General features: G+C 73.1%; 22 protein-coding genes and 2 pseudogenes. 14 read left to right on the top strand and 10 right to left on the bottom strand.

Annotated elements, in window-relative coordinates; genetic code table 11:
• The first annotated feature begins 166 nt into the window (after nt 1-166).
• On the top strand, nt 167-1,456 hold the full coding sequence (locus ACFY04_RS34105; protein ID WP_389122913.1) for a transglycosylase family protein: 1,290 nt from the start codon (nt 167-169) through the stop codon (nt 1,454-1,456).
• Here ACFY04_RS34105 and ACFY04_RS34100 read toward each other — a convergent pair.
• Nucleotides 1,346-2,296 (bottom strand): annotated as a pseudogene (locus ACFY04_RS34100) (DMT family transporter); the annotation flags it as partial. The gene ACFY04_RS34105 and the pseudogene ACFY04_RS34100 overlap by 111 nt on opposite strands.
• Before the next feature lie 291 nt (nt 2,297-2,587).
• On the opposite strand from ACFY04_RS34100, the gene ACFY04_RS34095 reads away from it, so the two are divergent.
• Complete coding sequence (locus ACFY04_RS34095; RefSeq protein ID WP_389122910.1) at nt 2,588-4,087, top strand: SDR family NAD(P)-dependent oxidoreductase; 1,500 nt, start codon at nt 2,588-2,590, stop codon at nt 4,085-4,087.
• 20 nt (nt 4,088-4,107) lie between these two features.
• Here the strand turns inward: ACFY04_RS34095 and ACFY04_RS34090 are convergent, their stop codons facing one another.
• On the bottom strand, nt 4,108-4,584 hold the full coding sequence (locus tag ACFY04_RS34090) for a hypothetical protein (protein WP_389122907.1): 477 nt from the start codon (nt 4,582-4,584) through the stop codon (nt 4,108-4,110).
• A 329-nt stretch (nt 4,585-4,913) separates the two neighbouring features.
• Here ACFY04_RS34090 and ACFY04_RS34085 point away from each other — a divergent pair, with 329 nt between their 5' ends.
• Entirely contained in the window at nt 4,914-5,087 is a 174-nt protein-coding gene (locus ACFY04_RS34085; RefSeq protein ID WP_189742150.1) for a hypothetical protein, read from the top strand.
• Nucleotides 5,088-5,262: 175 nt separating this feature from the next.
• Complete coding sequence (locus ACFY04_RS34080) at nt 5,263-6,246, top strand: NAD-dependent epimerase/dehydratase family protein (protein WP_389123050.1); 984 nt, start codon at nt 5,263-5,265, stop codon at nt 6,244-6,246.
• Here the strand turns inward: ACFY04_RS34080 and ACFY04_RS34075 are convergent.
• Genes ACFY04_RS34075 through ACFY04_RS34065 form a run of 3 tightly spaced genes read right to left on the bottom strand, consistent with a single transcriptional unit; the run spans nt 6,232 to nt 9,175 of the window.
• Complete coding sequence (locus ACFY04_RS34075) at nt 6,232-7,671, bottom strand: lipase maturation factor family protein (protein ID WP_389122904.1); 1,440 nt, start codon at nt 7,669-7,671, stop codon at nt 6,232-6,234. The genes ACFY04_RS34080 and ACFY04_RS34075 overlap by 15 nt on opposite strands.
• Before the next feature lie 20 nt (nt 7,672-7,691).
• Nucleotides 7,692-8,225, bottom strand: coding sequence for a DUF1990 family protein (locus ACFY04_RS34070; RefSeq protein ID WP_389122901.1), 534 nt, complete (start codon nt 8,223-8,225; stop codon nt 7,692-7,694).
• Entirely contained in the window at nt 8,222-9,175 is a 954-nt protein-coding gene (locus ACFY04_RS34065) for a YndJ family protein (RefSeq protein WP_389122899.1), read from the bottom strand. Before ACFY04_RS34065 ends, ACFY04_RS34070 begins: the two co-directional genes overlap by 4 nt.
• Before the next feature lie 163 nt (nt 9,176-9,338).
• Here ACFY04_RS34065 and ACFY04_RS34060 point away from each other — a divergent pair, with 163 nt between their 5' ends.
• From ACFY04_RS34060 to ACFY04_RS34035, 6 genes are all read left to right on the top strand, one after another.
• Nucleotides 9,339-10,664 (top strand): DUF6777 domain-containing protein, encoded by a 1,326-nt coding sequence (locus ACFY04_RS34060; protein ID WP_389122896.1) that lies wholly within the window; start codon nt 9,339-9,341, stop codon nt 10,662-10,664.
• A 7-nt stretch (nt 10,665-10,671) separates the two neighbouring features.
• Nucleotides 10,672-12,735 (top strand): SpoIIE family protein phosphatase, encoded by a 2,064-nt coding sequence (locus tag ACFY04_RS34055; RefSeq protein WP_389122893.1) that lies wholly within the window; start codon nt 10,672-10,674, stop codon nt 12,733-12,735.
• Between the two features lie 74 nt (nt 12,736-12,809).
• Complete coding sequence (locus tag ACFY04_RS34050) at nt 12,810-13,466, top strand: class I SAM-dependent methyltransferase (protein ID WP_389122890.1); 657 nt, start codon at nt 12,810-12,812, stop codon at nt 13,464-13,466.
• A gap of 92 nt (nt 13,467-13,558) precedes the next feature.
• Nucleotides 13,559-14,812 carry a hypothetical protein gene (locus ACFY04_RS34045; RefSeq protein ID WP_389122887.1) on the top strand — a complete coding sequence of 418 codons (1,254 nt, stop codon included), beginning with the start codon at nt 13,559-13,561 and terminating at the stop codon, nt 14,810-14,812.
• 20 nt (nt 14,813-14,832) lie between these two features.
• Nucleotides 14,833-15,693 (top strand): Fpg/Nei family DNA glycosylase, encoded by an 861-nt coding sequence (locus ACFY04_RS34040; protein ID WP_389122884.1) that lies wholly within the window; start codon nt 14,833-14,835, stop codon nt 15,691-15,693.
• 26 nt (nt 15,694-15,719) lie between these two features.
• Nucleotides 15,720-16,106: a hypothetical protein gene (locus ACFY04_RS34035; RefSeq protein WP_389122882.1), complete on the top strand. Its 387-nt coding sequence runs from the start codon at nt 15,720-15,722 to the stop codon at nt 16,104-16,106.
• Nucleotides 16,107-16,466: 360 nt separating this feature from the next.
• Here the strand turns inward: ACFY04_RS34035 and ACFY04_RS34030 are convergent, their stop codons facing one another.
• The 3 genes from ACFY04_RS34030 to ACFY04_RS34020 all read right to left on the bottom strand — a co-directional run bounded on the left by ACFY04_RS34030 (nt 16,467) and on the right by ACFY04_RS34020 (nt 18,488).
• Nucleotides 16,467-17,171 (bottom strand): DUF4913 domain-containing protein, encoded by a 705-nt coding sequence (locus tag ACFY04_RS34030; protein WP_389122880.1) that lies wholly within the window; start codon nt 17,169-17,171, stop codon nt 16,467-16,469.
• Nucleotides 17,172-17,255: 84 nt separating this feature from the next.
• Entirely contained in the window at nt 17,256-17,720 is a 465-nt protein-coding gene (locus tag ACFY04_RS34025; RefSeq protein WP_389123048.1) for a hypothetical protein, read from the bottom strand.
• Between the two features lie 228 nt (nt 17,721-17,948).
• On the bottom strand, nt 17,949-18,488 hold the full coding sequence (locus ACFY04_RS34020; RefSeq protein WP_301364587.1) for a sigma-70 family RNA polymerase sigma factor: 540 nt from the start codon (nt 18,486-18,488) through the stop codon (nt 17,949-17,951).
• A gap of 366 nt (nt 18,489-18,854) precedes the next feature.
• On the opposite strand from ACFY04_RS34020, the gene ACFY04_RS34015 reads away from it, so the two are divergent.
• Nucleotides 18,855-20,054 (top strand): CapA family protein, encoded by a 1,200-nt coding sequence (locus ACFY04_RS34015; protein WP_389122877.1) that lies wholly within the window; start codon nt 18,855-18,857, stop codon nt 20,052-20,054.
• 12 nt (nt 20,055-20,066) lie between these two features.
• Here ACFY04_RS34015 and ACFY04_RS34010 read toward each other — a convergent pair.
• Nucleotides 20,067-20,261, bottom strand: a pseudogene (locus ACFY04_RS34010) (universal stress protein); the annotation flags it as partial.
• Between the two features lie 150 nt (nt 20,262-20,411).
• On the opposite strand from ACFY04_RS34010, the gene lysX reads away from it, so the two are divergent.
• Nucleotides 20,412-23,741, top strand: a complete 3,330-nt coding sequence (gene lysX / locus ACFY04_RS34005) for a bifunctional lysylphosphatidylglycerol synthetase/lysine--tRNA ligase LysX (protein WP_389122875.1) — start codon at nt 20,412-20,414, stop codon at nt 23,739-23,741.
• A gap of 251 nt (nt 23,742-23,992) precedes the next feature.
• Nucleotides 23,993-24,886, top strand: coding sequence for a polysaccharide deacetylase family protein (locus ACFY04_RS34000; protein WP_389122873.1), 894 nt, complete (start codon nt 23,993-23,995; stop codon nt 24,884-24,886).
• 33 nt (nt 24,887-24,919) lie between these two features.
• On the opposite strand, the gene ACFY04_RS33995 is transcribed toward ACFY04_RS34000, so the two are convergent.
• Nucleotides 24,920-25,582, bottom strand: a complete 663-nt coding sequence (locus ACFY04_RS33995) for a class F sortase (protein ID WP_389122871.1) — start codon at nt 25,580-25,582, stop codon at nt 24,920-24,922.
• Between the two features lie 366 nt (nt 25,583-25,948).
• On the opposite strand from ACFY04_RS33995, the gene ACFY04_RS33990 reads away from it, so the two are divergent.
• Nucleotides 25,949-26,470: a hypothetical protein gene (locus ACFY04_RS33990; RefSeq protein ID WP_314246947.1), complete on the top strand. Its 522-nt coding sequence runs from the start codon at nt 25,949-25,951 to the stop codon at nt 26,468-26,470.
• The last annotated feature ends 110 nt before the right edge of the window (nt 26,471-26,580 follow it).

Genomic DNA, 26,580 nt, shown 5'->3' with positions numbered 1-26,580 from the left:
TCGGCGGGCGGGGAGCACCGAAGCTACCCCCACGCGGACCCCGGTGGATCTTTTACTCACCGAGCTACAGTCAAGTTCCTTTGGCATGCGCCCCGTTGCGCCTCTTGTCATGCTGTGATCGCGACGTTAAGTTGTGCGGTTCCTGATGTCTTCGAGGGGGGCTCCCATGGGTGTACGGGGCCGGCACCGCCGGTATCAGCCGAGCAGCATCAACCGGGCCTCACTGGCCGTCACCGCCGGCGGGGCCGGGATCGCGCTCCCGCTCATCGGGGCCGGAGTCGCCCACGCGGCCTCCGTGGACACCTGGAACAAGGTCGCCTCCTGCGAGTCGACGAACAACTGGCGCATCAACACCGGCAACGGGTACTACGGCGGCCTCCAGTTCAGCCAGAGCACCTGGCGGGCCTTCGGCGGCACCGCCTACGCCCCGCGCGCCGACCTGGCCACCAAGGACCAGCAGATGGCGGTCGCGGAGAAAGTGCTCAAGGGACAGGGGCCCGGCGCCTGGCCCAACTGCGGGAAGCAGGCGGGACTCACGCGCAGCGGCCCGGCGCCCGCCGTCACCCCGCAGACGCAGACGCAGACGCAGACGCAGACGCAGACGCAGGGACAGGCCCCCGTGGCCCGGACGACCCCGGAGCAGGGCGGCGGACCGCGCCCGACGGGGACCTCCGTCCTGCCGAACCCGTACGTCGTCGCGCCCGGCGACTCGCTCTCCGCGATCGCCACCGACCAGCACGTCGAGGGCGGCTGGCAGGCGCTGTACGAGACCAACCGGACCACCATCGGCGGCAACCCGAACCTGATCTTCCCGGGCCAGCGGCTCACCCTGCGGGTCACCACGGCGCCGTCCTTGCCGCCGCCGCCCAGGCAGGACCCCGAGAAGCCGCCGCGGACCGCCGACCCGGTGGCCCCCGTGGAGCCGGCCGCCGAGAAACCCGCCGAGAAACCCGCCGGGAAGCCGGCCGAGAAGCCCGCGCCCAAGCCGGTCGAGAAGCCCGTCGAAAAGCCGGCGCCCGAGCCCGCCTCAGCGCAGCAGAAGCCGGATGCGGGCGGATTCTCCGCCCCCGTCGACGCGGCCCTCGGCACCGCGTACCGCGTCTCGGGATCCTCCTGGTCCAGCGGCCACCACACGGGCGTCGACTTCCCGGTGGCGACCGGCACCACCGTCAAGTCGGTGGGACCCGGACAGGTCGTCTCCGCCGGCTGGGCCGGGGCCTACGGCTACCAGGTCGTCATCCGGCACACCGACGGCCGGTACTCCCAGTACGCCCACCTCTCCGCCCTCGGCGTCAAGGCCGGTCAGCAGGTCTCCGGAGGCCAGCGCATCGGCCGCTCCGGCTCGACCGGCAACACCACGGGCCCGCACCTGCACTTCGAGATGCGCACGGGACCCGGCTACGGCTCCGACATCGACCCGCTCAAGTACCTCCGCGGCCACGGGGTCCGCATCTGACCCGCGCACACGCGAGGGCACGACGGTGAGCAGGATCAGGCCGGCCGCCGCGAGCGCGGCGCTGGCCACCGCCGCCGTCGCGCCCGCGGCCCCGTACCGGAAGCTCTCGCCGAACAGGGTGATGCCGACCGTCGCCGCCACCACCGGGTTGACCACCGTCACCGTGGCCAGCGGCGCGGTCAGCCCGGCGCCCCGGTAGGCCGCCTGCGACAGCAGCAGCCCGCCGGCCGCCAGTACCGCGATCGCCGCGAGGTCGGGCCACTGGCCGGGCAGTGCGTCCGGCCCGAAGTCCTCGGCCACCGACTTGGTGAACACCGAGGCCATGCCGAAGGCCGTACCGGCGGCCGCGGCCAGCAGCACACTGTGCAGCACCGCCCGGTGCATCCGGTACGCCGCCAGGAACAGGGCCAGCACCAGCGCCGCGGTGAGCATCAGCAGCATGCGCCGCTCGTCCTGCGCCAGCGACTGGTCCGTCCGCCGCCCGTCCCCGCCGGTCAGCGCCAGCAGCCCGGCCAGGCCGACCGTGGCCAGCACCGCCCCGCGCCAGGCGGCCGCGCCGGCCCGGCGCCGTACGAAGACGGCGGCCATCGGCAGGGCGAAGACGATGGTCAGGGCACCCAGCGGCTGGACCAGGCTCAGCGGCCCGTACGCGAGGGCCACCACGTGCAGCAGCGCACCGAGGCCGTTCAGCCCCACCGCCACCCACCAGACACCCCGGCGCAGCGGGGCGTACGGGCGGTCCGGCGTGGTCGCCGCGACCCGTTCCTGGACGATCGCGCCACCCGCGTACGCCAGGGCGGACACGAGGCAGAGCAGGACCGACAGCGCCAGTGCACTCATAAGGTCCACAATGCCCGACCCCTCTGCGCTATTCCTCCGTCCACAGGTGGTGATCAGTCATACTCCCGACGTAGTACGGGAGTACGCAGCGTGGCTCCTCCAGCAGCGGAAAGCGACCCCGACGGCGCCCCGGCCCCACCCCTTTCGCCGCGCACGGTGACGCTCCGCTCCCGTTGCGTGAGGGCGGCGGGAGCGGGTTTGGCTCCGGGCGTACGGGATCCGTACAGTGGCCCTTTTGAGGACTTCCGCAGCAGGCGGATGCGGACGAGTGATCAAGGAACGGCAGCGGCAATGACGGTGACCGAAGACAGCCAGCACTACGGCCACGACGACGGGCACGCCTACGGGCCCGGTATCGACCCCGACCGGCTGGCCCTCTGCCTCAGCGTGCTCGACGAGCTGGACAAGCTCGACGTCGACCACCCCGACGCGATCACCGTACGCCGCGCCACCGCCGGCCTCTACCGGACGGTCAAGCAGCGCCGCCGCCAGGAGCGCCGCGCCGCCAAGACCGCCAACGACAAGGCCGTCACCGAGTCCACCGCCACCGGCTCCGCCGAGCGCATCGACGACGAGACCGAGGGCATCCTGCCCTCCTCGGTCACGGAGGCCGGCCGCGTCGCCGGGATACTCCAGCGCCCGCGCTCCTGCTACATCTGCAAGACGCGGTACGTCGAGGTCGACTACTTCTACCACCAGCTCTGCCCGCCGTGCGCCGCCGAGAACCGGAGCAGGCGGGAGGCCCGCGCCGACCTGACCGGCAAGCGCGCGCTGCTCACCGGCGGCCGGGCCAAGATCGGCATGTACATCGCGCTGCGGCTGCTGCGCGACGGCGCCCACACCACGATCACCACGCGCTTCCCCAAGGACGCCATCCGCCGCTTCAAGGCGATGGAGGACTCCGCGGACTGGATGCACCGCCTGGAGGTCGTCGGCATCGACCTGCGCGACCCGGCCCAGTCCGTGGCCCTCGCCGACCAGGTGGCCGCGGCCGGCCCGCTCGACATCCTGATCAACAACGCGACGCAGACCGTGCGCCGCCTGCCCAGCGCCTACGCGGCGCTGGTCGAGGGGGAGACCGCCCCGCTGCCCGCCGGTGAGCTCCCCGCCCACCACGTCATCGGTGCCTTCAACTCCGGCGCGGTCGACGGCCTGGCGGCGCTGCCCGTCGGAGTGAGCGGGCTCGAGGCGCAGAAGGTCGCCGACCTCGCCCTGGTAGCGGGCAACGCGAGCCTGGAGCGGCACCTTGCCGGCACCGCCATCGACGCGGGCGGCCTCCTGCCCGACGTCGTCGAGAGCAACACCTGGGTGCAGACCATCGACCAGATCTCCCCGGTGGAGCTGCTCGAGACCCAGCTGTGCAACTACACGTCGCCGTTCATCCTGATCAGCGCACTTCGGCCGGCCATGGCGGACGCCGCCCGGAAGGCCGCCAACGGGCGGGCTTACGTCGTCAACGTCTCGGCGATGGAGGGCGTCTTCAGCCGCGGTTACAAGGGCGCGGGGCACCCCAACACCAACGCCGCCAAGGCCGCGATGAACATGGTGACGCGGACCAGCGGCCAGGAGATGTTCCAGAGCGACCGCATCCTGATGACCTCGGTCGACACCGGCTGGATCACCGACGAGCGCCCGCACTTCGACAAGCTGCGCCTCGCGGAGGAGGGCTTCCACGCGCCGCTCGACCTGGTCGACGGTGCGGCCCGGGTCTACGACCCGATCGTCCGCGGCGAGGCCGGCGAGGACCTGTTCGGCGTCTTCCTCAAGGACTACGCCCCGGCGAACTGGTAACCCCGGAGCCCCTCCCCGTCCTACCAGGCCCTGTCCGGCCTGCTCGACCCCCTCGGCGCACCGAGGGGGTCGAGTGCGTTCCGGGAGGGCCCGACCCGGCAGGATCCGGCCGCGACCAGTTCCAGCAGCGGCTGCCAGTCCTCCAGCACGCCCGCGTCCAGGCCGGCCACGGCCGCGGAGTCCCGCGCCTGGCACAGGGTCGCCACCGCCTCGGCCTCCGCGTCGTCGCGGTGTCCGCCGTCCGCGCCGGCGGGCCGGTGCGGCGACTGCAGCCGCACCAGCCGGGCCACCCGCTCGCCCAGCAGCGGGCGGATCGATTCCGCCGCCACCCCGACGGTAACCGTCCCGTCACTCAGACGGAGCAAACGCCCGAGGCGGTGCACCAGGCCCGCGAGCTGCAGTTCCTTGTCGAAGGGGTGCGAGCGGCGCAGCAGGGCCGCGGTCCGCAGGCCCCGGTCGCCGGGGTCGGCGCGCAACAGCTCCATCAGCTCCAGCACGCTTGTGACGTAAGGGACTTGAGCCTCGGGCACTTCGGACCCCGCCACCGCCGACCCCCTCCGTCACACCCCGCGCGTTCGGGATCGAGCAGATCACCCGTTACGTACCCGCAGACCCACGACTTGCTGAACTAGGAGCGAAAGTAAGAGGGCGCAGCGGATTTTGCCTTCCTATCGAGCGGAGGTCCGCTCATATGTGTACTCTGGGGCATCAAGACGGCCCCCATCCGGGCCGCGCTCCACTAAGGCGCCACCGCGTCCGGAAACCTTTCATCCCTTGCCCGGCGCGCGGTCCGCTTACCGGGTTACGCGACACGAAGGAGTGCGCGGTGACTGAGAAGACAAAGCCCGAACCGACGGTGATTGAGCGGACGGGAACGCGGGCGAAGCCCCGGACCGACGAACTCGGAAGCCTTGAGGTCTGGGCCCGATCCGCCCCGATCCGGCTGGCCGGGTACGAGGACGACCTGGCGGAAGCGCACATCCTGCCCGGTATCGACTAGTCCGCACAGCGGTGCCAAGCGCCCCCTCGTGCCACGCGCACCGGGGGCGCTGCCCCGCCCGCCCCGGCTCCCCGCCCGGTCCCGGTGGGGTTCCCCTCCCGGCTACGCCGTGAGCGTCTTCGCCGACGGCGATCACCGCTTCCGCCGCCCCGCCCGCCCCGGCAGGCTGGCGGGCATGAAGCTGCTGATGCTGGGTGGTACCGAATTCGTCGGACGCGCGCTCACCGAGGACGCCCTGACCCGGGGCTGGGAGGTGACCGTCTTCCATCGCGGACACCACACACCCCCGCCGGGCACCTCCGCCCTCCACGGGGACCGCACCGCCCCCGACGGGCTGGCCGCCCTCGGTGCCGGTGAGTGGGACCTGGTCGTCGACACCTGGGGCGGCGCCCCCACGGCGGTACGCGACAGCACCCGCCTGCTGCGCGACCGCGCCGGACGGTACGCGTACATCTCCAGCCGCTCGGTGTACGCGTACCCCGCCCCGGCCGGTCTCACCGAGGACGGCCCCCTGGTCGGGGGTTCGCCGGACGCCGGGCCGACCGCCTACGCCGAGGACAAGCGGGGCGGCGAACTCGCCGCCCTGGACGCCTTCGCGGACCGCGCCCTGCTGGTGCGCGCCGGGCTGATCCTCGGCCCGTACGAGAACGTCGGCCGGCTGCCGTGGTGGCTGAATCGCACCGCCCGCGGCGGCCCGGTGCTCGCCCCGGGACCGCGGGAGCTCCCGATCCAGTACATCGACGTACGCGACCTCGCGCGCTGGACCCTGGACGCCGCCGAGGCGGGGCGCGGGGGCGCGTACAACCTGGTCTCCCCGTCCGGGCACGCCACGATGGGCGGACTCCTCGACGCCTGCGCCGCCACCACCGGGGGCGGCGCCGAGCTGCGCTGGACCGATCCGGACCGGCTCCTGGAGGCGGGCGTGGAGCCCTGGACCGAGCTCCCGGTCTGGGTCCCCGAGGGCGAGGCCTACGACCACATGCACCGCGGGGACGTCTCCAGGGCGCTGGCGGCCGGCCTGACGTGCCGGCCGGTCGAGGAGACCGTGGCCGACACCTGGGCCTGGCTGCGCACGCTCGGCGGAGCCGCCCCGCAGCGCCCCGACGTGCCGGCCAAGGGCATCTCCGCGGAGCGGGAGGCCGCGCTACTCGGGCTCTGAGCGGCGCGCGTCCGCGAGGCGGGTCGGCGGGAGGTACTCGCGCACGAGCGTGCGGTGCCACCAGGCCCCCGTCTCGCGCCGCTCCCGCCAGGTGGTGAACCGGTAGCGGTACAGCAGGGCGCGGACATGGACGGGCGGGGCGTCCGGGAAGGGGTTGCCGCGCAGCAGCCGCAGCGTGTCCCGGTCGCCCGCCAGCAGCCGCTCCACGAACGGCCCGAACCAGTCCCGCGCGTAGTCGGGGGAGATCGCGGCGAACCACATCAGCCAGTCCAGCCGCAGGTGGTACGGGGCGAACTGGCGCGGAATCCGGCCGGGTTCACCCGCTTTGCCCTTGAAGCCGTACTCGCGCCAGTCCCCGTCCGCGCGCGGCACCCGGTCCGCGGTGCCCTCCACCGCCACCTCCATCCGGACCCGGCCGACCGAGCCGAAGGCCCCGTAGGTGTTGACCAGGTGCAGCGCGTCGAAGGAGCGGTTCATCACCTGGCGGCGCGAGACCATGTTGAGCACCGGGTGGCGGCTGAGGAACAGGACGAGCACGGTCACCGCGCACACCAGGACCACGAACCACACGGGACCCGTGCGCGAGGCGGCCGCCGGGGGAGCGCCCGCGAGCCCGGTGAAGTCCACGGCCGAGACGGCCAGCGTGATCGTCAGCCAGTTCAGCCAGGCGAAATTGCCCGAGAGCACCAGCCACAGCTGCGTGGCGATGATGATCCCTGCGGCGTACGAGGCCACGGGCTGCGGGGTGAACAGCAGCACCGGGACGATCAGTTGCGTCACGTGGTTGGCCGCGCACTCCACCCGGTGCAGCGGCTTCGGCAGATGGTGGAAGAACCAGCTCAGCGGCCCGGCCATCGGCTGTGTCTCGTGGTGGAAGTACAGGCAGGTCAGCTTGCGCCAGCAACGGTCCCCGCGCATCTTGATCAGTCCGGCCCCGAATTCCACGCGGAAGAGCACCCAGCGCAGCAGCCACAGCATCAGCACGGGCGGCCCGGCCCGCGCGTTGCCGAGGAACACGGCGAGGAAGCCCGCCTCCAGCAGCAGCGACTCCCAGCCGAAGGAGTACCAGGTCTGCCCCACGTTCACGATCGAGAGGTAGAGCAGCCACAGCACGGCCCACATCGCCATGGCCGCGCCCAGCGGCACCTCGTCCCCGGCCCCGGCGGCCAGCGCCGCGGCCAGCGCCGCGCCGCCCCAGGCGCAGCCCGCGAAGAGCCGGTCGGAGTAGCGCAGTTGGAAGAGGCTCGGGGCGCGCCGGAAGGGCACGTACCGTACGTAGCGCGGTACGGGCGTCATGCCGTGCGCCCCGATCAGGGCCCGGAACTGCAGGGCGGCCCCGAGGAAGGCGACGAGGTAGACCCCGGCCAGGGCCCGCTGGAAGACCAGCCGGGCGAGCCAGTATCCGGGCGCCGTGAACCAGTCCATCGCCTCCAGTATCGGACCGGTCAGGCGGTGGCGGCCAGCTTGCGCAGGTGGTGCCCGAGCAGGCGGGCGAAGGACAGCTGGAGGAAGGGGACCACCGGGCCGGCCAGGCGGGTGTACCAGGTGTTCGGGCGGCTGAACGCGGTGACCGTGAACCACACCGTGCCGTCCGGGTCCATGTCCACGATGAAGGACTCCTCCCCGCACTCGGGGTGCCCGGCCAGCGTTCCGTAGGCGAAACCGATGCGGGCGGGCTCGTACGCGGTCCAGATCACCTGGCACGGAGCATCGATCCGCAGCGGCCCGAGGCCGATCCCGACCACCGCCCGGCTGCCGGGCCGGACCGCGCCGACGTCGGCCCGCACGCGCATCCCTGCGGTCCGGTGGGCGTGGAAGGTGGTAACCGCGGTTCCGGCGGCCTCGAAGACGGCCCGGCCGTGTCCGAGGCGGGTGCGGTGGTGCAGGTGGTTGTATCCGGCGGGCAGCGGCCGGTGGGCCGTCGCGCCCCGGTCGGGGTAGCTGACGGTGTCCAGGCCGGCGCTGATGAGGCGGGTCATGGCGAGGTCTCCACTCGGTCGGCGGTGGTGCGTGGTCGGGGGTCCGGGCGGTCGGCGGGGCGGTGGCCGGCGGGCCGGGCGTCGGGGGTGCGCGCGTCGGCGGGCCGGTGGTCGGCGGGCCGGGCACCGGCGGCCAGCCGGCGCCAGGCGAGCACCGAGCACAGGGCGAAGCCGAGGGCGTTGCCGAGGCCGTGGGTGGCGGCCATCCAGGTCAGGGTGGGGTGGGTGATCCCGGTGGCCTCGCCGGCCGCCCACCACAGGGCGAGCAGCATGGTGGCCACGAGCACGGCCGCCGAGGTGGCGAGCAGGGTCCGCGTGGCCCGGTCCGCACCGGCGGGCCGGACCTCCCGCCAGGTGAGCAGGGCCACGGCCCACATCCCGCCGGTCAGGACCACCGCGCCCAGCAGCTCGGCCCAGTCGTCGACGAAGTAGCCGAGGAGTACGAGCAGGGTGCCCGCCGGGACGCTGTACGCCGCCCAGCGCGCGAGGCCGCCGGTCCCGGCGCGGCCGCCCACGGCGCGGCACACCAGCCCGGCGACCAGGGCGGCGGTGAACCCGGCGAAGTGGAAGTGGGGCACGGTCAGCGCCAGGATGTCGAGGTCGAAGCCGAAGAGCCGGTACCCGGCGCGTTCGGCGACCAGGGCGGTGGCGGCGATCGACGGCGAGACCAGCGCGGTGGCGACGGCTATCGCGGGCGGGGTCAGGGAGCGGGCGCGCAGCAGCCGGACCGGGGCCCGGGCGGCGAGCGCCAGGCAGGCCACCGCGTACAGTGCGGCGAGCGCGGTGGCGGGCATGCCGCGCGGCAGCCACAGGCACAGGGCTCCGGGTGCGGCCGCGACCGGCCAGAGGCGGGCCGTGCGCTGGAGCCGGGCCGGGTCGATGAGGCGCAGGCCGGCCGGGACGACGTAGAGCATGCCCAGGGTGACGATCACGTTCACCAGTACCGTCACCCTGGACTCCCCCCAACGCCGCGGTCCAACGCCTTGAACGCGTTCAACTCGCGGTGGTGAGCCTACGGCGTTCCTTGAACATGTTCAAGGCGCGCTCCGGTTGCGACTCCTCCGCGGATGCGGCAGACAAGAGGGAGCAACCGGGGCGAAAAGGGAGATTCAAGTGAACGGATCGTCACTTCCGACACCGCGTCAGGCGTCGCGTCGTCATGCACCCGCCGGAGCCGCCCTCTTCGCCCTCCTCGGCCTTCTCGCCGCGGCGTGCGGCAGCAGCCCGGAGCAGCCGGAGGGTGCCCCCGGAGCCGAGAGCCAGGAGGTCTACCTCCAGCCCGTGGCCTCCGTCGGCCCCGATCCCTTCACCGCCTCCTCGGCCACCGCCGAGTCCGCCCCCGTGCAGCCCCCGCTGCCCAACCCGACCGGCCAGGGCATCCGCACCGTCAACGCGGCCACCCCCGGCCTGTACGGGGGCACCCAGCGGCTCGGCAGCTGCGACGTGGAACAGCAGGTCCGCTTCCTGACCGCCGACAAGGCCAAGGCCCAGGCCTTCGCCGAGGCGTCGAACATCGAAGAGGGGAAGATCCCCGACTTCCTGCGCGGCCTGACGCCCGTCGTCCTGCGCGCCGACACCCGCGTCACCAACCACGCCTTCCGCGACGGCGCCGCCGACGGCTTCCAGTCCGTCCTCCAGGCCGGCACCGCCGTCCTCGTGGACGAGCACGGCATGCCCAGGGTCCGCTGCGGCTGCGGTAACCCGCTGGCCTCCCCGCGCACCGCCAAGGGATCCCCGGTGCACAAGGGCGACCCGTGGAGCGGCTACCAGGCCAACCAGGTCGTCGTCATCGAACCGACCACACATGTGATCAACAACCTGGTGATCGTCAACATCGCCGACAACACCTGGATCGAACGCAAGCGGGGAGACGACGGCGCGCAGGACCGGCCCCCGAGGGCGCTGCCGCCGTACGACCCGTCCTCCGGCATCCCGGACGGGCCCCTCACCCCGCCGGGGTCCGCGTCCGGCGACCCCTGTCCGCCGAACCAGGCCTCACCCGCCTCACCGGCCTCACCGAACGCCCCGGCCGCGCCCGCCGCTCCCACGCCGGGGGCGACGGACTGCCCGCAGGACCCGCAGGCCTCGCAGAACTCCACCGGCGGCAACCTGCCGCGGAACCCGGGCACGCCGTCGAACCCGTCCACCCGGCCGCAGCAACCGGAGCAGCCGCAGCAGCGGCCGCCGTCCGGCACTCCCTCGGACCCCCTGGCCGGCCTGCCGCCGCTGGACCCCGGTGAGCTGGGGCTGCTTCCCCTGGACCCCGACGGATCGGGCCTGCTGCCCGCCGACCCCGCCGCCCCCGCCGCCCCCGTCGATCCGTACAACCCGGACATCCCGTCCGACCCCTACACCCCTTACGACCCGTCCGACCCGTACGCGGTCCCGGACCTGCAGCCGCAGCCGTCGGACGGGGGCCATCCGCTGGAGAGCGCCTGACCGGCCCGTGTGTCATGGTGGATCGGTGCCGACCACCGTATCGCTGCCGGACGACTGGCCCGCACACCCGGACCGGTCGCTCTCGCTGAACCGCATGGGCAGTTTCGACTGGGACCTGATCACCGGTCTCATGCACATGGACGAAGCCGCCCTCGACGTCTTCGACACGACTCCCGACGAGTACGACGGCCGGCCGGAGTCGCTCGACCCGCGCGTCCCCGCCACCGAGGGCGCCCGGCTCGACGCCCTCGTCTCCTCCGCCCTCAAGAGCGGCGAGGACAGCTACGGCGCCTACTTCCGCATCCGCTGCCACGACGGACGGCTGCGCTGGACGCACACCCAGGGCCGCGTCATGCGCGGCCCGGACGGCCGCCCCTACCGGATCATCGGCATCGTCCGGGACGCCACCGACGAGCTCAGCCACTCGGCGGAGCGGCTCGGCCTGGACGAGGAACGGCGCCGCCAGACATCGGTGGTCGAGTCCACCACCGCCGCCCTCGCGCACGCCCGGACCGTGCAGGACGTCATCGACGTCATCGGCGACGCCCACGGACTGGAACGGCTCGGCTCGATGGGCATGGTGATGGGCCTCGTCGAAGCCGGCCGGATCCACCTGGTCGCCGAGGGCCCGGAGGACAGCTTCGTCCCCGGCACCCGCTACACCCGCATCGACGAGCAGTACCCGATGAGCGAGGTCGTCCGCTCGCTGGAGCCGCGCTTCCTCGACTCGGCGCAGGAATTCGCCCGGGACTACCCAGGGCTCTGGGCGAAGATCTCGTACATGCGGATCTCGGCCGCCGCCTACCTGCCGCTCATCGCCCAGGCCCGTCCGATCGGCGCGATCGGACTGCTCTACCAGGACAAGGACGGCTTCACCCAGGAAGAGCGCAACCTGCTCGTCGCCCTGGGCAGCAGCATCGCGCAGAGCCTCCAGCGGGCCATGCTGCTGGAGCAGGAGCACGACCTGGCCGAGGGCCTCCAGCAGGCCATGCTGCCGCGGCGGATCCCGTCGGTGGCCGGCGGGGAGATCGCCGTACGCTACCGGTCCGCCCGGATGGGCCAGGACATCGGCGGCGACTGGTACGACGTCATCCCGCTGCCCGGTGGCCGGGTCGGCGCCGTCATCGGCGACGTCCAGGGCCACGACACGCACGCGGCGGCCGTCATGGGCCAGCTCCGGATCGTGCTGCGCGCGTACGCCGCCGAGGGGCACTCGCCCGGCACGGTCATGGCCCGGGCCTCCGTCTTCCTCCACGAGCTGGACACCGACCGGTTCGCGACCTGCACCTACGTGGAGGCCGACCTCTCGACGGGCGTCCTCCAGGTGGTCCGGGCGGGCCACATCGACCCGCTGCTGCGCACCCGCGACGGGGACTGCCACCGGCTCCCGGTGGCCGGCGGGATGCCGCTCGGCCTCTCGGCGGAGTTCGGCCGCCTGGAGTACCCGGTGACCACGGTGGAGCTGGACCCCGGGGAAACGGTCCTGCTGTGCACCGACGGCCTGGTGGAACAGCCCGGCGCCGACCTCGACGACGGAATCCAGCTCCTGACCTCCCACATCCGCCGCGGACCGGCGGACCTGCAGCTCCTGGCGGACCTGCTGTGCGAGATCGTCGACGAACGGGGCGGGGACGACGACATGGCGCTGCTCCTGCTGCGCCGCCACGTGGTGGCGCAGCAGGAGGGCGGCGGCCGCCTCCAGCAGCACGTGGCACCGGGCGACCCGGAGGCCCTGGTGGCGGCCCGGCACATGATCGGGGCGGCGGTGCGGTCGTGGGGCGCGCGGGAACGGGCCGACGAGATCGAACTGGTCGCGGACGAGCTGATCGTCAACGCCCTGATGCACACGGACGGCCCGGCGATCGTGACCCTACGGGTCCTGGCGGGCCCCCAGCGCCGGCTCCGGGTGGAGGTGGAGGACCGCTCCAGCGCACTCCCGCGCCGCCGCGAGGCGGGGGAGTCGGGCGTCTCGGGGCGCGGCCTGATGCTGGTGGACCGCCTGGCGGACGTCTGGGGCGTGGAGCCGCGGGGCGGCGGCAAATGCGTATGGTGCGAGTTCGTGATGGGCTGACACCCGCCCGGTCCACCCGGGGCCGGCGCTTCGTTCTCCCGCCGTTGTCGGCGTCGGCTGGCAGGATCACCGGCATGTCCGAACCCACCCAGGCCATCACCGAGTACTGGGACGCCGCCGCGGCCGCGTTCGACGACGAACCGGATCACGGCCTGCGGCAGGAGCACACCCGCGCCGCGTGGGCCCGGCTGCTGAGCTCCTGGCTGCCCGACGGGCCGGCCGACGTCCTCGACGCCGGCTGCGGCACCGGGTCGCTGTCCCTGCTGCTGGCCGAGGCCGGGCACCGGGTGACCGGCGTGGACCTCGCGCCCCGGATGGTGGAGCGGGCCGAGGCCAAACTCGCGGCCGCGGGCCTGCCGGTACGGTTCCTGGTCGGCGACGCCGCGGATCCGCCGACCGGGCAGGAGCGGTACGACGTCCTGCTCTGCCGGCACCTGCTGTGGACCCTGCCCGATCCCGTGGCCGCGCTCCGCGCGTGGGTCGCGCGGCTCGGCCCGGGAGGGCGGCTGGTCCTGGTCGAGGGGCGGTGGCGGGAAGCCGGCGAGAGCGGCGTGCCCTATGCCGCCGGAGCCGGAGCGCTCCCCTGGTACGGCGGGATCACCGCCGGGGATCTGGCCGCCGCGGTCCGGCCCCTGGTGTCCGGTCTGCGGATCGAACCGCTCAGCGGGGACGCCGAGTTGTGGGGCGGACCCGTCACCGACGAGCGGTACGCACTGATCGCCCGGATCTGACCCGGGCCGCGCACGGCAAGGCCACCGCCACCGCGCGGGGCCGCCGGGAAAGCCGTTGCGGGCGCGCCGCGGCTCCGTGAGGATCGGGGGCGATGACCAACGCCATGGATGAAGTACGCCGATTCCTGAAGAAGGACGATCTGCCCGGAGCGGTACGGTCCCTGCGGCCGCACGCCGAGACGGCATCGATCACCCAACTCGCCAAGGCCGCACGGGTCCTGGCCGACGCCGCCGGGTTCAAGGACCTGGCCGGCGCAGCCGAGGCCGCCGCCAAGCGGCCCGGCGAGCCCCAGGCCCTCTACGACTTCGGCTACGCCTGCGTCGAACGCGGCATAGCCTTCCTCGCCGTCGCACCGCTGCGCGAGGCACTCCGGCTGCTCCCCGACTCGCGGCCGCTCCTCGCCGAGCTGGTGTCCGCCCTGGAGGACGAGCACCGGCACGCCGAGGCCGTCGCCCTGCTCTCCGGCCGCGGCCAGGGGCTGCCCGCCTGGCCCGAGACGTACCTCCTCGTGCACCACACCCTGCTGGCCGGGGACCTGGACACCGCCGAGCGCATCGGCCGTGCCCTCCCCGCCCCCGAGGACCCGCAGTGGTCCGGCGCCCACGACCGCCAGACGCACCGGCTGCACCGCACCGGCCGGGCCCGCCGGGCCCAGAGCGCGGCCGGACATGCCGATCCGCTCGGCCGGGCCGACCTGCGCGGCTGGCACTACGGCCTCACCGGCGGCCTCCTGGGCACCCTCTCCCCGTACGGCTGGGACGCCGGCATGACCGGCCGGTACGCCTACCTCGGGGACACCCACGAGCAGTGCCGCCACGGCCTGGCCCGCCTGGCGCTCGCCCTGGAGGCCGCCGGGCGCCGCCCCGCCACGGTCTCTCTGCTGCCCGGCCGGTCCGACCGGATCCTCGGGCTCGCCGCCGCACAGGTGCTGGGGCTGCCCGCCGTACCGTACGAGCCCGCCCGCAGGGACACCCTCGTCGTCGCCTACGACCTGAACGCGACCGACCCGGACCTCCTGCGCACCCTGCACGCGCGCGCCGACGGCCAGATCCTGTCCGAGCACGCCACCTGCTGGACCGATCCGCCCGCGGTGAGCGCGGACTTCAGCGCACTGCTGTGCCAGTTCGTCTCCCCGCCCTGGAAGGACGACCAGCGGCCCGAGGAGGAGATCGCCCGGGACATCGCGCAGGCCGCCGCCGGCCCCGACGAGGGCGACGGCGCGACCCCGCCCGACCCGGACGAGGCCTTCGGGGCCTTCGTGACCGCCGTCCGCGACGGCTGGCTCACGGCACCCCGCGACCGCGTCGCCTCGCCCGGCCCGGTGTCCAGCTCGCGCTTCGCCTGAGGCGACGGCAGGCTGGGACCATGCCGGAGCTGCCCGAGGTCGAGGCCCTGCGGGAGTACCTCGACGAGCACCTCACCGGGCGGGTGGTCGAGCGCGTCCTCCCGCTCGCCGTGAGCGTGCTCAAGACCTACGACCCGCCGCCGACCGCCCTCGAAGGGCAGCCGGCCGGCACCCCCGCCCGGTACGGCAAGTTCCTGGCCCTGCCGGTCGGCGAGCTCCACCTCGTCACGCACCTGGCCCGGGCCGGCTGGCTGCGCTGGCAGGACACCCTGCCCGCGCAGCCGCCGCGCCCCGGCAAGGGGCCGCTCGCACTGCGCGTCTCCCTCGCCGGCGGGGGCGGCTTCGACCTCACCGAGGCCGGGACACAGAAGCGCCTCGCCGTGTACGTGGTCCACGACCCGCAGGAGGTGCCCGGCATCGCCCGCCTCGGCCCCGATCCGCTCGCCGAGGGCTTCGACCGGGACGCCTTCGCCGCGCTGCTCGCGGGGGAGCGGCGCCAGATCAAGGGCGTGCTGCGGGACCAGAGCGTGATCGCGGGGATCGGCAACGCCTACAGCGACGAGATCCTGCACGCGGCCCGGGTCTCGCCGTTCAAGCTCGCCGCCTCTTTCACCGAGGAGCAGCTCACCCAGCTCTACGAGGCCGTGCGGAGCACCCTGGGAGAGGCCGTCGGCCGGGCCCACGGGGTGGCCGCGGGCAAGCTCAAGGCCGAGAAGAAGAGCGGCCTGCGGGTGCACGGCCGGGCCGGTGAGCCGTGCCCGGTGTGCGGGGACACCGTACGCTCGGTGTCCTTCGCCGACTCGTCCCTGGAGTACTGCCCCACCTGCCAGACCGGTGGGAAGCCGCTCGCGGACCGGCGGCTCTCGCGCCTCCTCAAATAGCGGGTCGCTGCGTAGACTCCGGCACCATGGCCGAGGAGCAGCAGCAGTCGCCGCCCCGGCGCGAGATCGTCACCGGGGTCCCCCGGGGCGCCCGCCGCCGGCCGCCGGCGCACACCCCCGCCCGCTCGGAGATCTCCGAGCAGACCACCCTCGGGGCCACGTATGTCCGGGCCCTCATGCGCAGTCAACTGCGCGCGGCCCTGGGGGCGTTGGCGGTGCTCGTGGCACTGATCGGGACCCTGCCGCTGGTGTTCTCCCTGTCGCGCGACGCATCGGGGCCGCTGGTCTGGGTGGCACTCGGTCTGCTCGTGTATCCGGTCATGTGGCTCATCGCCCGGTGGTACGTCACCCGCGCGGAGCGCAACGAGGCGGATTTCACCGGCCTGGTGATGGATCCGGCCGACCGCGGCTAGCGACCTGAGTCAGGGATTCGGTGCCATCGTGTGGTTGAAGCGGTAACCGTGGTGAAGCGCCGGCACCCACGCCCTCGGCGGCGCATGATGGACATAGTGCTCTCACCCGCATGGACGCAAGAGCGTGGCCGCCTTCCTGGCCCCCACGCCCGTCCCCACGCATGGGGTGGTTGAAGAGGAATCGAGTAGTTCATCACTCGGACACTCAGGTGGACGCATCGCCCCGCCACTCCACCCGGAGGAGTTCTAGACGTGCCGGCGCGCAATCGGGAGCGCGCGGCGACGGCCGCGCCTCCCCACTGAGGCGTCGCCAGGAACGCAGCGAGTCCGACATGCAGGTCCGCGCCCGCGCGGGACGGCCTACGTCGGCTCGTACGGTTCCACCGGGAGCGGGCCGAGCGGTTCCCGCGTGTGCCCCTCGGGCGAGCACGCGGCGAACGGGCCCTGCCGGGGGTCCATCAGGACCCGCAGGTGCGGATCGGCGTGCTGGATCCACCACGTCGTCATGCCGAGGGCCGGATCGTGGCGCAGGTGCTCCCAGGCCAGCCAGAGCGAGGACAGCCGGGCCCCCGCCTCCGGGTGCTCCCACCAGAGCGGACACCAGGTCGCGGAGGTACCGTCCAGGGGGCGGCGGATGGTGACCGCCAGGTAGTCGGTGACGAAGGCGAAGACGTCGCTGAAGTAGAACTCGGGCCCGTCGCCGTAGACCTCCGACGCCGGCATGGGGAAGACGGAACGCGGTTCCGGCTTCGGCCTGGGCAGGGGGTACAGGGCCAGCAGCGAGCCGATGGCGTCCTCGCTGCGCCCGAGCTCCGTCAGGAGCCAGCCCAGGAGGAGGTCCTGGGATTCGGCGACCTCGGCGTAGGCGTCCGCCGCGAGGGAGGCGACGAGCCGCTCCCTCCAGTCGTTCAGCTGCCGCCTCCAGCGGTCCTCCTCGGCGGCCGACCGGGAACCGGCCAGGAACCGGGCCACCGTCCAGTGGTGTTCCTTCCAGGCGTCCCCATCGGCTTCGGCCGTCACCCGCGCTGCCACCCGTTGCGCGTTCTCGATCGCTTTGCTGTCCATGGAACTGATGCGTGCCTTTCGAGCCAGGTAAGGAGTGTGCTGATCATATGAGTTCAGCTTCCTGCGCCCGTGCTCGTGGCTTCGTCAGAACAGGTGCATCGCCAAATGTCCCAGCGGCAGACCGAGTTGCCAGGCCGGGGTCCATACGCGCGCGTTCTCGTCCAGTGCCGGCGGGATGTCGGTGTGGTCGGGCCGCCCGGGGTCGAGGTTGGTGGCGAACAGTTCGGTGCCGTCCAGCCAGCGCCACGCCGCCCGGGCCAGTTCCAGGTCGGGGTCCCCGCCGTCGCCGCGCTCCCGGGCCTCCTCGCCGAGCGCGAGGAACCGGGTGTGCACCCAGTCGCGCCACGGGTGTCCGTACGCCGTGAGCGACAGCCACTCGTCGAGCTGCGAGACCACCCGGATGCCGGAGAGTTCACCGGCCGCGTCCGAGAGGTAGATCGTCAGGGCGAGCGTGTCCCGTCCGGCCCTGAACTCCAGGGTGCTGACCGGGATGAGCCGGCCCGTACGCAGCAGTTCGTCCGCGATGTACTCGGCATACAGCCAGGCCATGGGCACCGCGAGCCCGCCGTCACTGGTGCCGTTACTACCCTCGGGCTGCACCGTTCCACCTTCTCCCGCGTTTCGAGCGTCCCGTCGTCAGTCCTGAGCCTTCACCGAGCGGCTCGCAGAGCGGGGGATGTTTACTCAACTTGCACGCTCTGATGCCGAAATCGACGCGTTTTATGTCCGGTCCGCATTCATTCACGGCGTTACCCGATCTTTCGCCGTGCCGCAGGCTCAGGCGCCGAGGCCGTACCCGTACCCCTGCAGGCCCTTCTTCAGGGCGCGAAGGGCGTAGTAGGTGCGGGACTTGACGGTCCCGGCCGGGATGCCGAGCTCGGCCGCGGCCTCGGCCACCGAGCGGTCACGGAAGTAGACCTGCATCAGCACCTCGCGGTGCTCCGGCCCCAGGGACCCCACGGCCCGCCGGACGTCGATCGCCGTGACCGAGCCGGCCACCGCGTCCTGGGGCTCGGGTGCGTGTTCCAGCCCCTCCGGATCCACCTCCAGCGGCCGGGACAGCCGGGCCCGCCGCGCGTCGATCGCGAGGCGCCGGGCCACCGTGAACAGCCAGGGCCGCATGGAGTCGTGCCCGCTGGACAGGGCCTCCGGGTGCTGCCAGACCCGTACGAGGGTCTCCTGTACGAGGTCCTCCGCGCGCTGGGCGTCCCCCGCCGTGAGGCCGACCAGGAATCCGAACAGGGCCCGCCCGTGGTCGCGCTGGAGTTCGGCGAGTGCCTCGGGGTCCGTACGCGGGAGGGTGGGGGAGAGCGGCACGAGGGGCTCCTTCCAGGGTGCGCGGGGGGCCGTGGAGGCGGCGACCCGTCCACCCTGACCTGCACGGAGCCGACCTGGAACCGTCCGGCCCCGGCGTTGCGCCCAAGCACCCGGGTCGTCCGCCGGGCGGCCGTGCGGGTCGGTGAACGGTCGAACGGCGCGCCGAACGGCAGGCGGCCGCCGCCCCCGGGTCCGCCCCCGGGTCCGTCTTTCGGCTCCGCCGGCCCCGGGTCCGCCGCCGTCCGTGTCCGCCGTTCGGGTGGGCGTGTGCCCGCGAGACGGATCCGTTTCTTGACTTACGGCGTGTAGTTATGTGAATTGCATGTGATCACACGTCAGATAATCGTATTAATGAGAGCAGGGCACATGACCACGCGAATCCGGCCGCAGGTGCTCGCCCTCCTGTCGGCCGTGCTGCTGTCCGCCGCCGCCGGATGTTCGGCCACCGGGAGCTCCGCACCGGCCCGCCTCGGGGACTCCGGCGGACCGGCCGCCCCCTCCACCGCCGCCGGAGCGCCCGCCGCCCAGGGCTTCACCCTGGTCGCGAGCGGCGACGTACTGCCGCACACCTCCGTCATCCAGCGCGCGGCGAACGACGCGGACGGCGACGGCTACGACTTCAGGCCGATGTTCTCCGGGGTCAAGCCCGTGGTCTCCGCGGCCGACCTCGCCCTCTGCCACATGGAGACCATCTACGGGGAGGAGGGCGGCCCCTTCTCCGGCTATCCGGCCTTCACATCGCCGCCGGAGGTCGCCGACGGGCTGAAGGACGCCGGGTACGACGGCTGCTCCACAGCCTCGAACCACACCCTCGACGACGGGGGAGCCGGCCTGCGCCGCACGCTGGACCGCTTCGACAAGGTCGGCCTGGGGCACGCCGGCTCGGCCCGTACGGCCGCCGAGGCGGCCACGGTCACCACGTACGCGGCGGGCTCCGCCAAGGTGGCGCACCTCGCGTACACCTACGACACCAACGGCTACCCGCTGCCCGACGGCCAGCCGTGGGCGGTCAACCTGATGAAGGAGGACAAGATCATCGCGGATGCGCGGGCGGCCCGGAAGGCGGGCGCGGACGTGGTCCTGGTGAGCGTGCACTGGGGCACGGAATGGGAGACCGAGCCGGACGGGACCCAGCTCTCGCTCGGCAAGGCGCTGACCGCCTCGCAGACCGGCGGCCGCCCCGACATCGACATGATCCTCGGCACACACGCGCACATTCCGCAGCCCTACGAGAAGGTCAACGGGACCTGGATCGTCTACGGCATGGGCGACCAGGTCGCGGGCGAGATGTTCAACTACACGGGCGCACGCGACATGCGGGGCAACTACGGCTCGATCGGCCGGTTCACCTTCGCCCCGCCGGCCGCCGCCGGGCAGCGCTGGCAGGTCACCAAGGCCGAGTTCGTGCCGCAGATGATGGACCTGTCCGCGGGCCGGGTCGTCCACCTGCCCGACGCCCTCGCCAAGGACCCCGGCCGCGAGGACTACGAGAGCGCCCGCGACGCCATCAGCGAGGCCGTCCTCAGCCGCGGCGCCGCCAAGGACGGCCTGACCATGGGCCGGTAGGACCGGGGACGGGACCCGGGAACCCAGCAGGCGGCCGCCGCTCACCGGCTGGACGTACACCAGGGCCGGCAGGGCGTTCTGCCGCCGGGCCAGCCCCGCCGCGTAGGCCGCGGCCCGCAGCGAGGACTCCGACCCGTCCACCCCGGCCAGGATCACCCTCGGGCCGTCGGTACCGCGTTCGAATTCCGTGTTCACGTGTTCCGTCACCCTGCCGAGGACGGGCCGTGCCCCGCAACGCCCGGGGCACGGCCCGGGCATGGCCTGCACATGGCCATGCGCAGGCCCGTGGACACGGCCCGGGGAGCGCGCCTCCCGCTCGGCGCGCGCACCGGCGCCGCCCTCCCTACAGTGCGAACCATGAGTGCCACCAGCGCCACCGTGGAGGAGAAGCACGGAACCCGGAACCGCTTCCTGAACCGGGTGCCCGACGGGTTCGGCGCGTTCTTCGGAACGCTCGGCCTGCTCTGCGCCCTGCTCGCGCTCTCGCCCACGCTGCGGCGGCTCCTGCGGCACGTCGTGCGGTTCCTCGACCTGATCGTCGTCCCGGTCAGCGCGAACCTCGCCTACGCCGTCTTCCTCTTCCTCCTCGCCGCGGCCCTCGGCACCCGCAAGAAGGTCGCCTGGTGGATCGTCATCACCTATTTGGCCCTGCTGATCGTCGACGACGTGCTGGAGATGGCCGTCGGCGAGTACTGGATCGGCATCCCCTCCATGATCATCGCTGTCGCCGCGCTGGCCGTGCTGATCGCCGCCCGCGACGAGTTCTACGCCGCCTCCCGCCCCGGAGCCCTGTGGCACGCCCTGTTCGTGCTCGGCCTCGGCCTGCTCGCCGCCGTACTCGCGGGCTGGGCGCTCGTCGCCCTCTTCCCCGGCTCCCTGCCCAAGGGCCAGTGGCTGGACTGGGCCGCCAAGGAGGTCTTCGGCGGCCTCTTCTCGGCCCGGGAGTTCGACGGCCACCCACCCCGCCCGCTCTCCTTCCTGCTCGGCCTCTTCGGCGCCGTCGCCCTGCTGAACGCGGCCATGACCCTCTTCCGCTCCCAGCGTCTGACCGCCGCCCTGCACGGCGACGAGGAGTCCCGCATCCGCGCCCTCCTCGGCGCCTACGGGCGCAACGACTCCCTCGGCTATTTCGCCACCCGGCGCGACAAGGCCGTCGTCTTCGCCCCCAACGGCAAGGCCGGCGTCACCTACCGCGTCGAGGCCGGCGTCTGCCTCGCCAGCGGGGACCCGGTCGGCGACCCGGCCTCCTGGACCGCCGCCATCGACGCATGGCTGGCCGTGGCCCGGCGCTACGGCTGGCAGCCCGCCGTCATGGGTGCCTCCGAGGACGGCGCCACCGCCTACGGCCGCTCCGGGCTCGGCGCACTGCAGCTCGGCGACGAGGCCATCCTGCACGTGGCCCACTTCGACCTCGACGGCCGCGACATGCGCGTCACCCGCCAGGCCGTCAACCGGGTCCGGCGCACCGGGGCCACCACCGTCATCCGCCGCCACTCCGCCCTCTCCCAGGACGAGATGCAGAGGATCGTGGAAAGCGCCGACAGATGGCGGGACACCGAGACCGAGCGCGGCTTCTCCATGGCCCTGGACCGGCTCGGCGACCGCGCCGACGGGGACTGCCTGCTGGTCGAGGCCTTCGACGACCAGGGCGAGCTGATCGCCCTGCTCTCCTTCGTCCCCTGGGGCAAGGACGGCATCTCCCTCGACCTCATGCGCCGCGACCGCACCGCCCCCAACGGGGTCATGGAGTTCATGGTCGCCCAGCTCTGCGCCGCGGCCCCCGGCCTCGGCGTGCACCGGATCTCCCTCAACTTCGCCGTCTTCCGCTCCGCCTTCGAGGAGGGCGGCCGGATCGGCGCCGGCCCCGTCCTCAAGCTGTGGCGCAGGCTGCTCCTCTTCTTCTCCCGCTGGTGGCAGCTGGAGGCGCTCTACCGCTCGAACGTCAAGTACGACCCCGAGTGGTACCCGCGCTTCCTCTGCTACCAGGACGCCGGCTCGCTCGCCCGGGTCAGCCTCGCCTCCGGCATCGCCGAGGGCTTCGTCTCCGTACCCAGCCTGCGCACCCTGTGGGGCAACGGCCACCCCAAGGGCCTCACCGCCCCCGTCACCACCGAGGGACTGCCCTCCATCGACGACCTCGGCCTGGACGCGGTCGAGCAGCAGGACGCCGGGCCCCCGGCCGAGCGGCTGCCCGAACAGGTGCGCGTCCGCCACGCGAAGCTGGACCGCATCCGGGCGGCCGGCACCGACCCCTACCCGGTGGGGATCCGCGCGCGCACCCACACCGTCGCGGAGCTGAAGGCCACCCACGAGGGTTCCCCCGGCCATCCCGCCCTCCCGCCCGGCGCCCGGACCGGCGAACAGGCCACCCTCGCCGGACGCGTGATGCTCGTACGCGACCTCGGCGGCGTGGTCTTCGCCGTCCTGCGCGACTGGTCCGGGGACGTACAGCTGATGCTCACCCGCGACGAGACCGGGGCCGAGGTACTGGACTCCTTCACCTCCCAGGTCGACTTCGGCGACCATGCGCTGGTCAGCGGCGAGACCGGCACCAGCAAGGCGGGCGAGCTGTCCCTCGTGGTGCGGTCCTGGCAGCTCACCGGCAAGTGCCTGCGCCCCCTCCCCGACAAGCGCAAGGGCCTCGCCGACCCCGAAGCCCGCGTCCGGCGCCGCTATCTCGACCTCGTCGCGAGCCCCGAGGCCCGCGACGTCGTACGGGCCCGCTCCAGCGCGGTCCAGGCCCTGCGCCAGGGACTGCTCGACCGCGGCTACCTGGAGGTCGAGACGCCGATGCTCCAGCAGATCCACGGCGGCGCCAACGCCCGGCCCTTCCGCACCCACATCAACGCCTACGACCTCGACCTGTATCTGCGCATCGCGCCCGAGCTCTACCTCAAGCGGCTCTGCGTCGGCGGCATGGAGAAGGTCTTCGAGATGGGCCGCACCTTCCGCAACGAGGGCGTCTCCTACAAGCACAACCCCGAGTTCACGATGCTGGAGGCCTACCAGGCCTTCGCCGACTACGACGTGATGCTCGACCTCACACGCGAACTCATCCAGGGCGCCGCCACCGCCGCCTTCGGCTCGCCCGTCGCCCACAAGGCGGGACCGGACGGGAAGCTCGTCGTCCACGACATCTCCGGAACCTGGCCGGTCAAGACCATGTACGGAGCCCTCGGCGAGGCCCTCGGCGAGGAGGTCGACGCCGACACCGGGGAAGAGGTGCTGCGCCGGCTGTGCGACCGGGCGTCGGTCCCGCACGCCCCCGAGGACACCCGCGGCGACGTGGTGCTGGAGATGTACGAGCGCCTCGTGGAGGAGCGCACCAAGCTGCCCACCTTCTACAAGGACTTCCCCACCGACGTCTCCCCGCTCACCCGCCAGCACCGCCGGGACCCCCGGCTCGCCGAACGCTGGGACCTGGTCGCCTTCGGTACCGAACTGGGCACCGCCTACTCGGAGCTGACCGACCCGGTGGAACAGCGCCGCCGCCTCACCGCCCAGTCCCTGCTCGCGGCGGGCGGCGACCCGGAGGCGATGGAACTCGACAACGACTTCCTCGACGCCCTGGAGTACGCGATGCCGCCCACGGGCGGCCTCGGCATCGGCGTGGACCGCCTCGTCATGTTCCTCACGGGCCTGACGATCCGCGAGACCCTCCCCTTCCCCCTGGTCCGCCGCGGCTGACGGGGCCGCGCGCCGGGCGGGTGCTCACCGGCGTTCGCAGGCGGTGAAGGGCCGCGCCGCGGTGCCCCGGCGGGCGGAGATGACGAGGCCCTCGTACGCGAAGAGCTCGCCCAGGGGGCTCTCGTCGACGTCATCATCGATCCTGTCGTGGGAGTTGCCCGAATCGTGCGGCGTGGTCCGACCGGGTGAGGGGAAGAGGGTGCGTCCGCGCCTCTCGACAACTTCGGCGATGTCGTTGATACGTAGTAATAATGAAAAATGACGAGCCGACAGTAGGGCGGCGCACGGTCCTGCGTACCGCCGTCTTCCTCGGGGTCGCCGCGGCCTCAGGGCTGCTCAGCGTGGGTGGTGAGAGCGGTACCGGTACCCCGCGGCCGGGACCGGGCGGGTCCGGAGCGCCGGCCGGGCCGGGGGCGCGGCCCGCGGCGGGTGCGCCGGGGCTGCGGGCGCAGGCGCTGCCCGAGAAGTCGTACCGGCTGCAGCCGATGACCGCCGATGCGCCGGTGCGCGCGGCGGCCGTGAAGCCGGCCGTACGGACCCGGCCCATCCTGGAACTCCCCGCCGCCGAAGCCGCGTCGGCCGGCATGGTGCTCACCTTCGACGACGGCCCGGACCCCCGCTACACCCCCGCCATCCTCGACACCCTCGCCCGGTACGGTGTACGCGCCATGTTCTTCGTCTGCGGGGAGATGGCCGCCGAGAACCGGAACCTGCTGCGCCGGATGGTCGACGAAGGCCACGTCATCGGCAACCACACCTGGACCCACCCGCTCATCCCCCAGCTCAGCCGGCCCGCCCTCGCCTCCGAGATCGGCCGCACGAGCGAGGTCGTACAACAGGCCGTCGGCGAGGCGCCGCTGTGGTTCCGGGCCCCCTACGGGGCCTGGAACCGGGCCGCCTTCGAGATCGGGGCCGAGCTCGGCATGGAGCCGCTCGCCTGGACCGTGGACACCCTGGACTGGAAGGAACCGGGGACCCCGACGATCATCTCCCGGGTCCTGGGCGGCGCGGCCCCCGGCGTGATCGTCCTCTCGCACGACGCCGGCGGCAACCGGTCGCAGAGCGTCCAGGCGATCTCCTCGTACCTTCCCCAACTGCTCGCGCGGGGCTACCGGATGACCCTCCCGGTGCTGCCGCCCCGCTGAACCGGGAGCCGGCCGCGGCGGATACCCGCGGACTCAGCGGGCCGCCACCATGCGGGCGAAGACGACCACGTTGCCGTCGTAGCCGCGGGCCTTCGAGTAGCCGCCGCCACAGGTGATCACCCGGAGTTCCGGGTGCCCGGTGTCCCCGTACACACGGGCCCCGGGGAAGGCCTCCTTGGAGAACACCTCCACCCCGTAGACCTCGAACACCGCCGTGCGGCCGTCGTACCGCTCCACCTCGATGTGGTTGCCCGGCTTCACCGAGCCGAGGCCGTAGAAGACCGCGGGGCCCTGCGCGTTGTCCACGTGCCCGACGATCACCGCGGAGCCCCGCTGGCCCGGCGAGATGCCGTTGAGGTACCAGCCGGCGAGATTGCGGTCCTGCGGGGGAGGCGCGTCGATCCAGCCCTCCGCGTCCAGCCCGACCGTCATCACCGGCGCGTCCACGTTGATCGTGGGAATCCGGACGCGCTGGACCGACGAGTGCTCCAGCACCTCCATGTCCGCCGGGGGCGTGGGTGGATCCGCCGGCGACTGGGCGGCCGTCACCGCGACGGCCGAGGCCGCGGTGGGCTGCGGCGGCCCGTCGCCCACGTTCACACCGTTTCGCACCATGGCGAGGCCGGTCAGCATGACCAGGGCGAGTACGCCCCACGGTGAGCGTTTGCGTGACTGCCCGGTCTCGTCCTCGCCCATCGTTCTCCCTTCCCGGACGCGGGGGTCCCGACCCGCGTGCCTGTCCCGCCCCTGTACGCCCTACTTCACGCACGCTAAGGCGCAGTCGCCGGGACGGCGAGGGGGGAGGGGGCGAACGGGTGGCCGCCACCCGGAGGGAGCCGGAAGGGGTGCGGCCATCCAGGTAATCGTCACATAAATGCCTGACGGGTCGTGACCTGCGGATCCGTCAGTTGCATTTCCCGCGCTTCGGCGTGTCGCTCAACCGGGCGGCCCAAAGCCGGAAATGCGGGGATTGCGGGTCGACCTGAGGGTTCGACGTGGGAGGCGTTCTCGTCGATCATCCGGGGCCGACGCTCCGGGGCGCTTCCCGCTGGAGGTTCCACCATGCGTGTCTTGCGCGCTCTTACCGTGACGGCGGCAGCCTGCGCCGCCATCGGGCTCAGTGCCCCGCTCGCCTCCGCGAACCAGGACCCCGGGGGCCGGGGTGGGAATGGGGGTGGGAACGGCCCCAGCAACATCTCCGTCAACCCGTACTCCGTGCACCAGGGCTCCACGATGCAGGTGAGCGCGGCGGGCTGCGGTCACGGCGGTACCGTCACCTCGCACGGCAACTTTCCGCCGGCCAACCTGTCCGCCGGGTCGATCGGCTTCGCGACCGTCCGGATCTTCAACCACGCCTCGCCGGGCCACCACACGCTGTCGGTCAAGTGCAACGACAGCAACCTGGTCGCCACGCACCGCTTCACGATCCTGGAGGGCAACCCCTCGCAGGGCGGCATCGGCGGATCCTTCGGCCCGTCCACCGCCGAGACCGCCATCGGTGCGGGCCTCGTGGGAGCCGCGGCCCTCGGAGCGGGCGCCCACGTGCTGCGCCGTCGCCGTCCGCTCCGCAGCAGCCGGGCCTGACCGGTCTCCCCGGACGCAGATCCCCCGCTACCGGGGGGGGGGCCCCCCCCCCGGCGGGGGGGGGGGGGGGGGGGGGGGGGGGGGGGGGGGGGGGGGGGGGGGGGGGGAGG

The organism is Streptomyces sp. NPDC001549 (assembly GCF_042894025.1).
GTDB classification, from domain to species: domain Bacteria; phylum Actinomycetota; class Actinomycetes; order Streptomycetales; family Streptomycetaceae; genus Streptomyces; species Streptomyces kutzneri.
Note: the sequence above shows the minus strand (reverse complement) of the source record. Positions and strands in the feature narration are given on the sequence as shown.

Excerpts from the sequence above, each read along its gene's own strand:
- ACFY04_RS34105 (WP_389122913.1), top strand. The coding sequence starts at position 167 with ATGGGTGTACGGGGCCGGCACCGCCGGTATCAGCCGAGCAGCATCAAC.
- ACFY04_RS34095 (WP_389122910.1), top strand. The coding sequence starts at position 2,588 with ATGACGGTGACCGAAGACAGCCAGCACTACGGCCACGACGACGGGCAC.
- ACFY04_RS34080 (WP_389123050.1), top strand. The coding sequence starts at position 5,263 with ATGAAGCTGCTGATGCTGGGTGGTACCGAATTCGTCGGACGCGCGCTC.
- ACFY04_RS34075 (WP_389122904.1), bottom strand. The coding sequence starts at position 7,671 with ATGGACTGGTTCACGGCGCCCGGATACTGGCTCGCCCGGCTGGTCTTC.
- ACFY04_RS34070 (WP_389122901.1), bottom strand. The coding sequence starts at position 8,225 with ATGACCCGCCTCATCAGCGCCGGCCTGGACACCGTCAGCTACCCCGAC.
- ACFY04_RS34050 (WP_389122890.1), top strand. The coding sequence starts at position 12,810 with ATGTCCGAACCCACCCAGGCCATCACCGAGTACTGGGACGCCGCCGCG.
- ACFY04_RS34045 (WP_389122887.1), top strand. The coding sequence starts at position 13,559 with ATGACCAACGCCATGGATGAAGTACGCCGATTCCTGAAGAAGGACGAT.
- ACFY04_RS34040 (WP_389122884.1), top strand. The coding sequence starts at position 14,833 with ATGCCGGAGCTGCCCGAGGTCGAGGCCCTGCGGGAGTACCTCGACGAG.
- ACFY04_RS34035 (WP_389122882.1), top strand. The coding sequence starts at position 15,720 with ATGGCCGAGGAGCAGCAGCAGTCGCCGCCCCGGCGCGAGATCGTCACC.
- ACFY04_RS34030 (WP_389122880.1), bottom strand. The coding sequence starts at position 17,171 with ATGGACAGCAAAGCGATCGAGAACGCGCAACGGGTGGCAGCGCGGGTG.
- ACFY04_RS34025 (WP_389123048.1), bottom strand. The coding sequence starts at position 17,720 with ATGGCCTGGCTGTATGCCGAGTACATCGCGGACGAACTGCTGCGTACG.
- ACFY04_RS34015 (WP_389122877.1), top strand. The coding sequence starts at position 18,855 with ATGACCACGCGAATCCGGCCGCAGGTGCTCGCCCTCCTGTCGGCCGTG.
- lysX (WP_389122875.1), top strand. The coding sequence starts at position 20,412 with ATGAGTGCCACCAGCGCCACCGTGGAGGAGAAGCACGGAACCCGGAAC.
- ACFY04_RS34000 (WP_389122873.1), top strand. The coding sequence starts at position 23,993 with ATGAAAAATGACGAGCCGACAGTAGGGCGGCGCACGGTCCTGCGTACC.
- ACFY04_RS33995 (WP_389122871.1), bottom strand. The coding sequence starts at position 25,582 with ATGGGCGAGGACGAGACCGGGCAGTCACGCAAACGCTCACCGTGGGGC.
- ACFY04_RS33990 (WP_314246947.1), top strand. The coding sequence starts at position 25,949 with ATGCGTGTCTTGCGCGCTCTTACCGTGACGGCGGCAGCCTGCGCCGCC.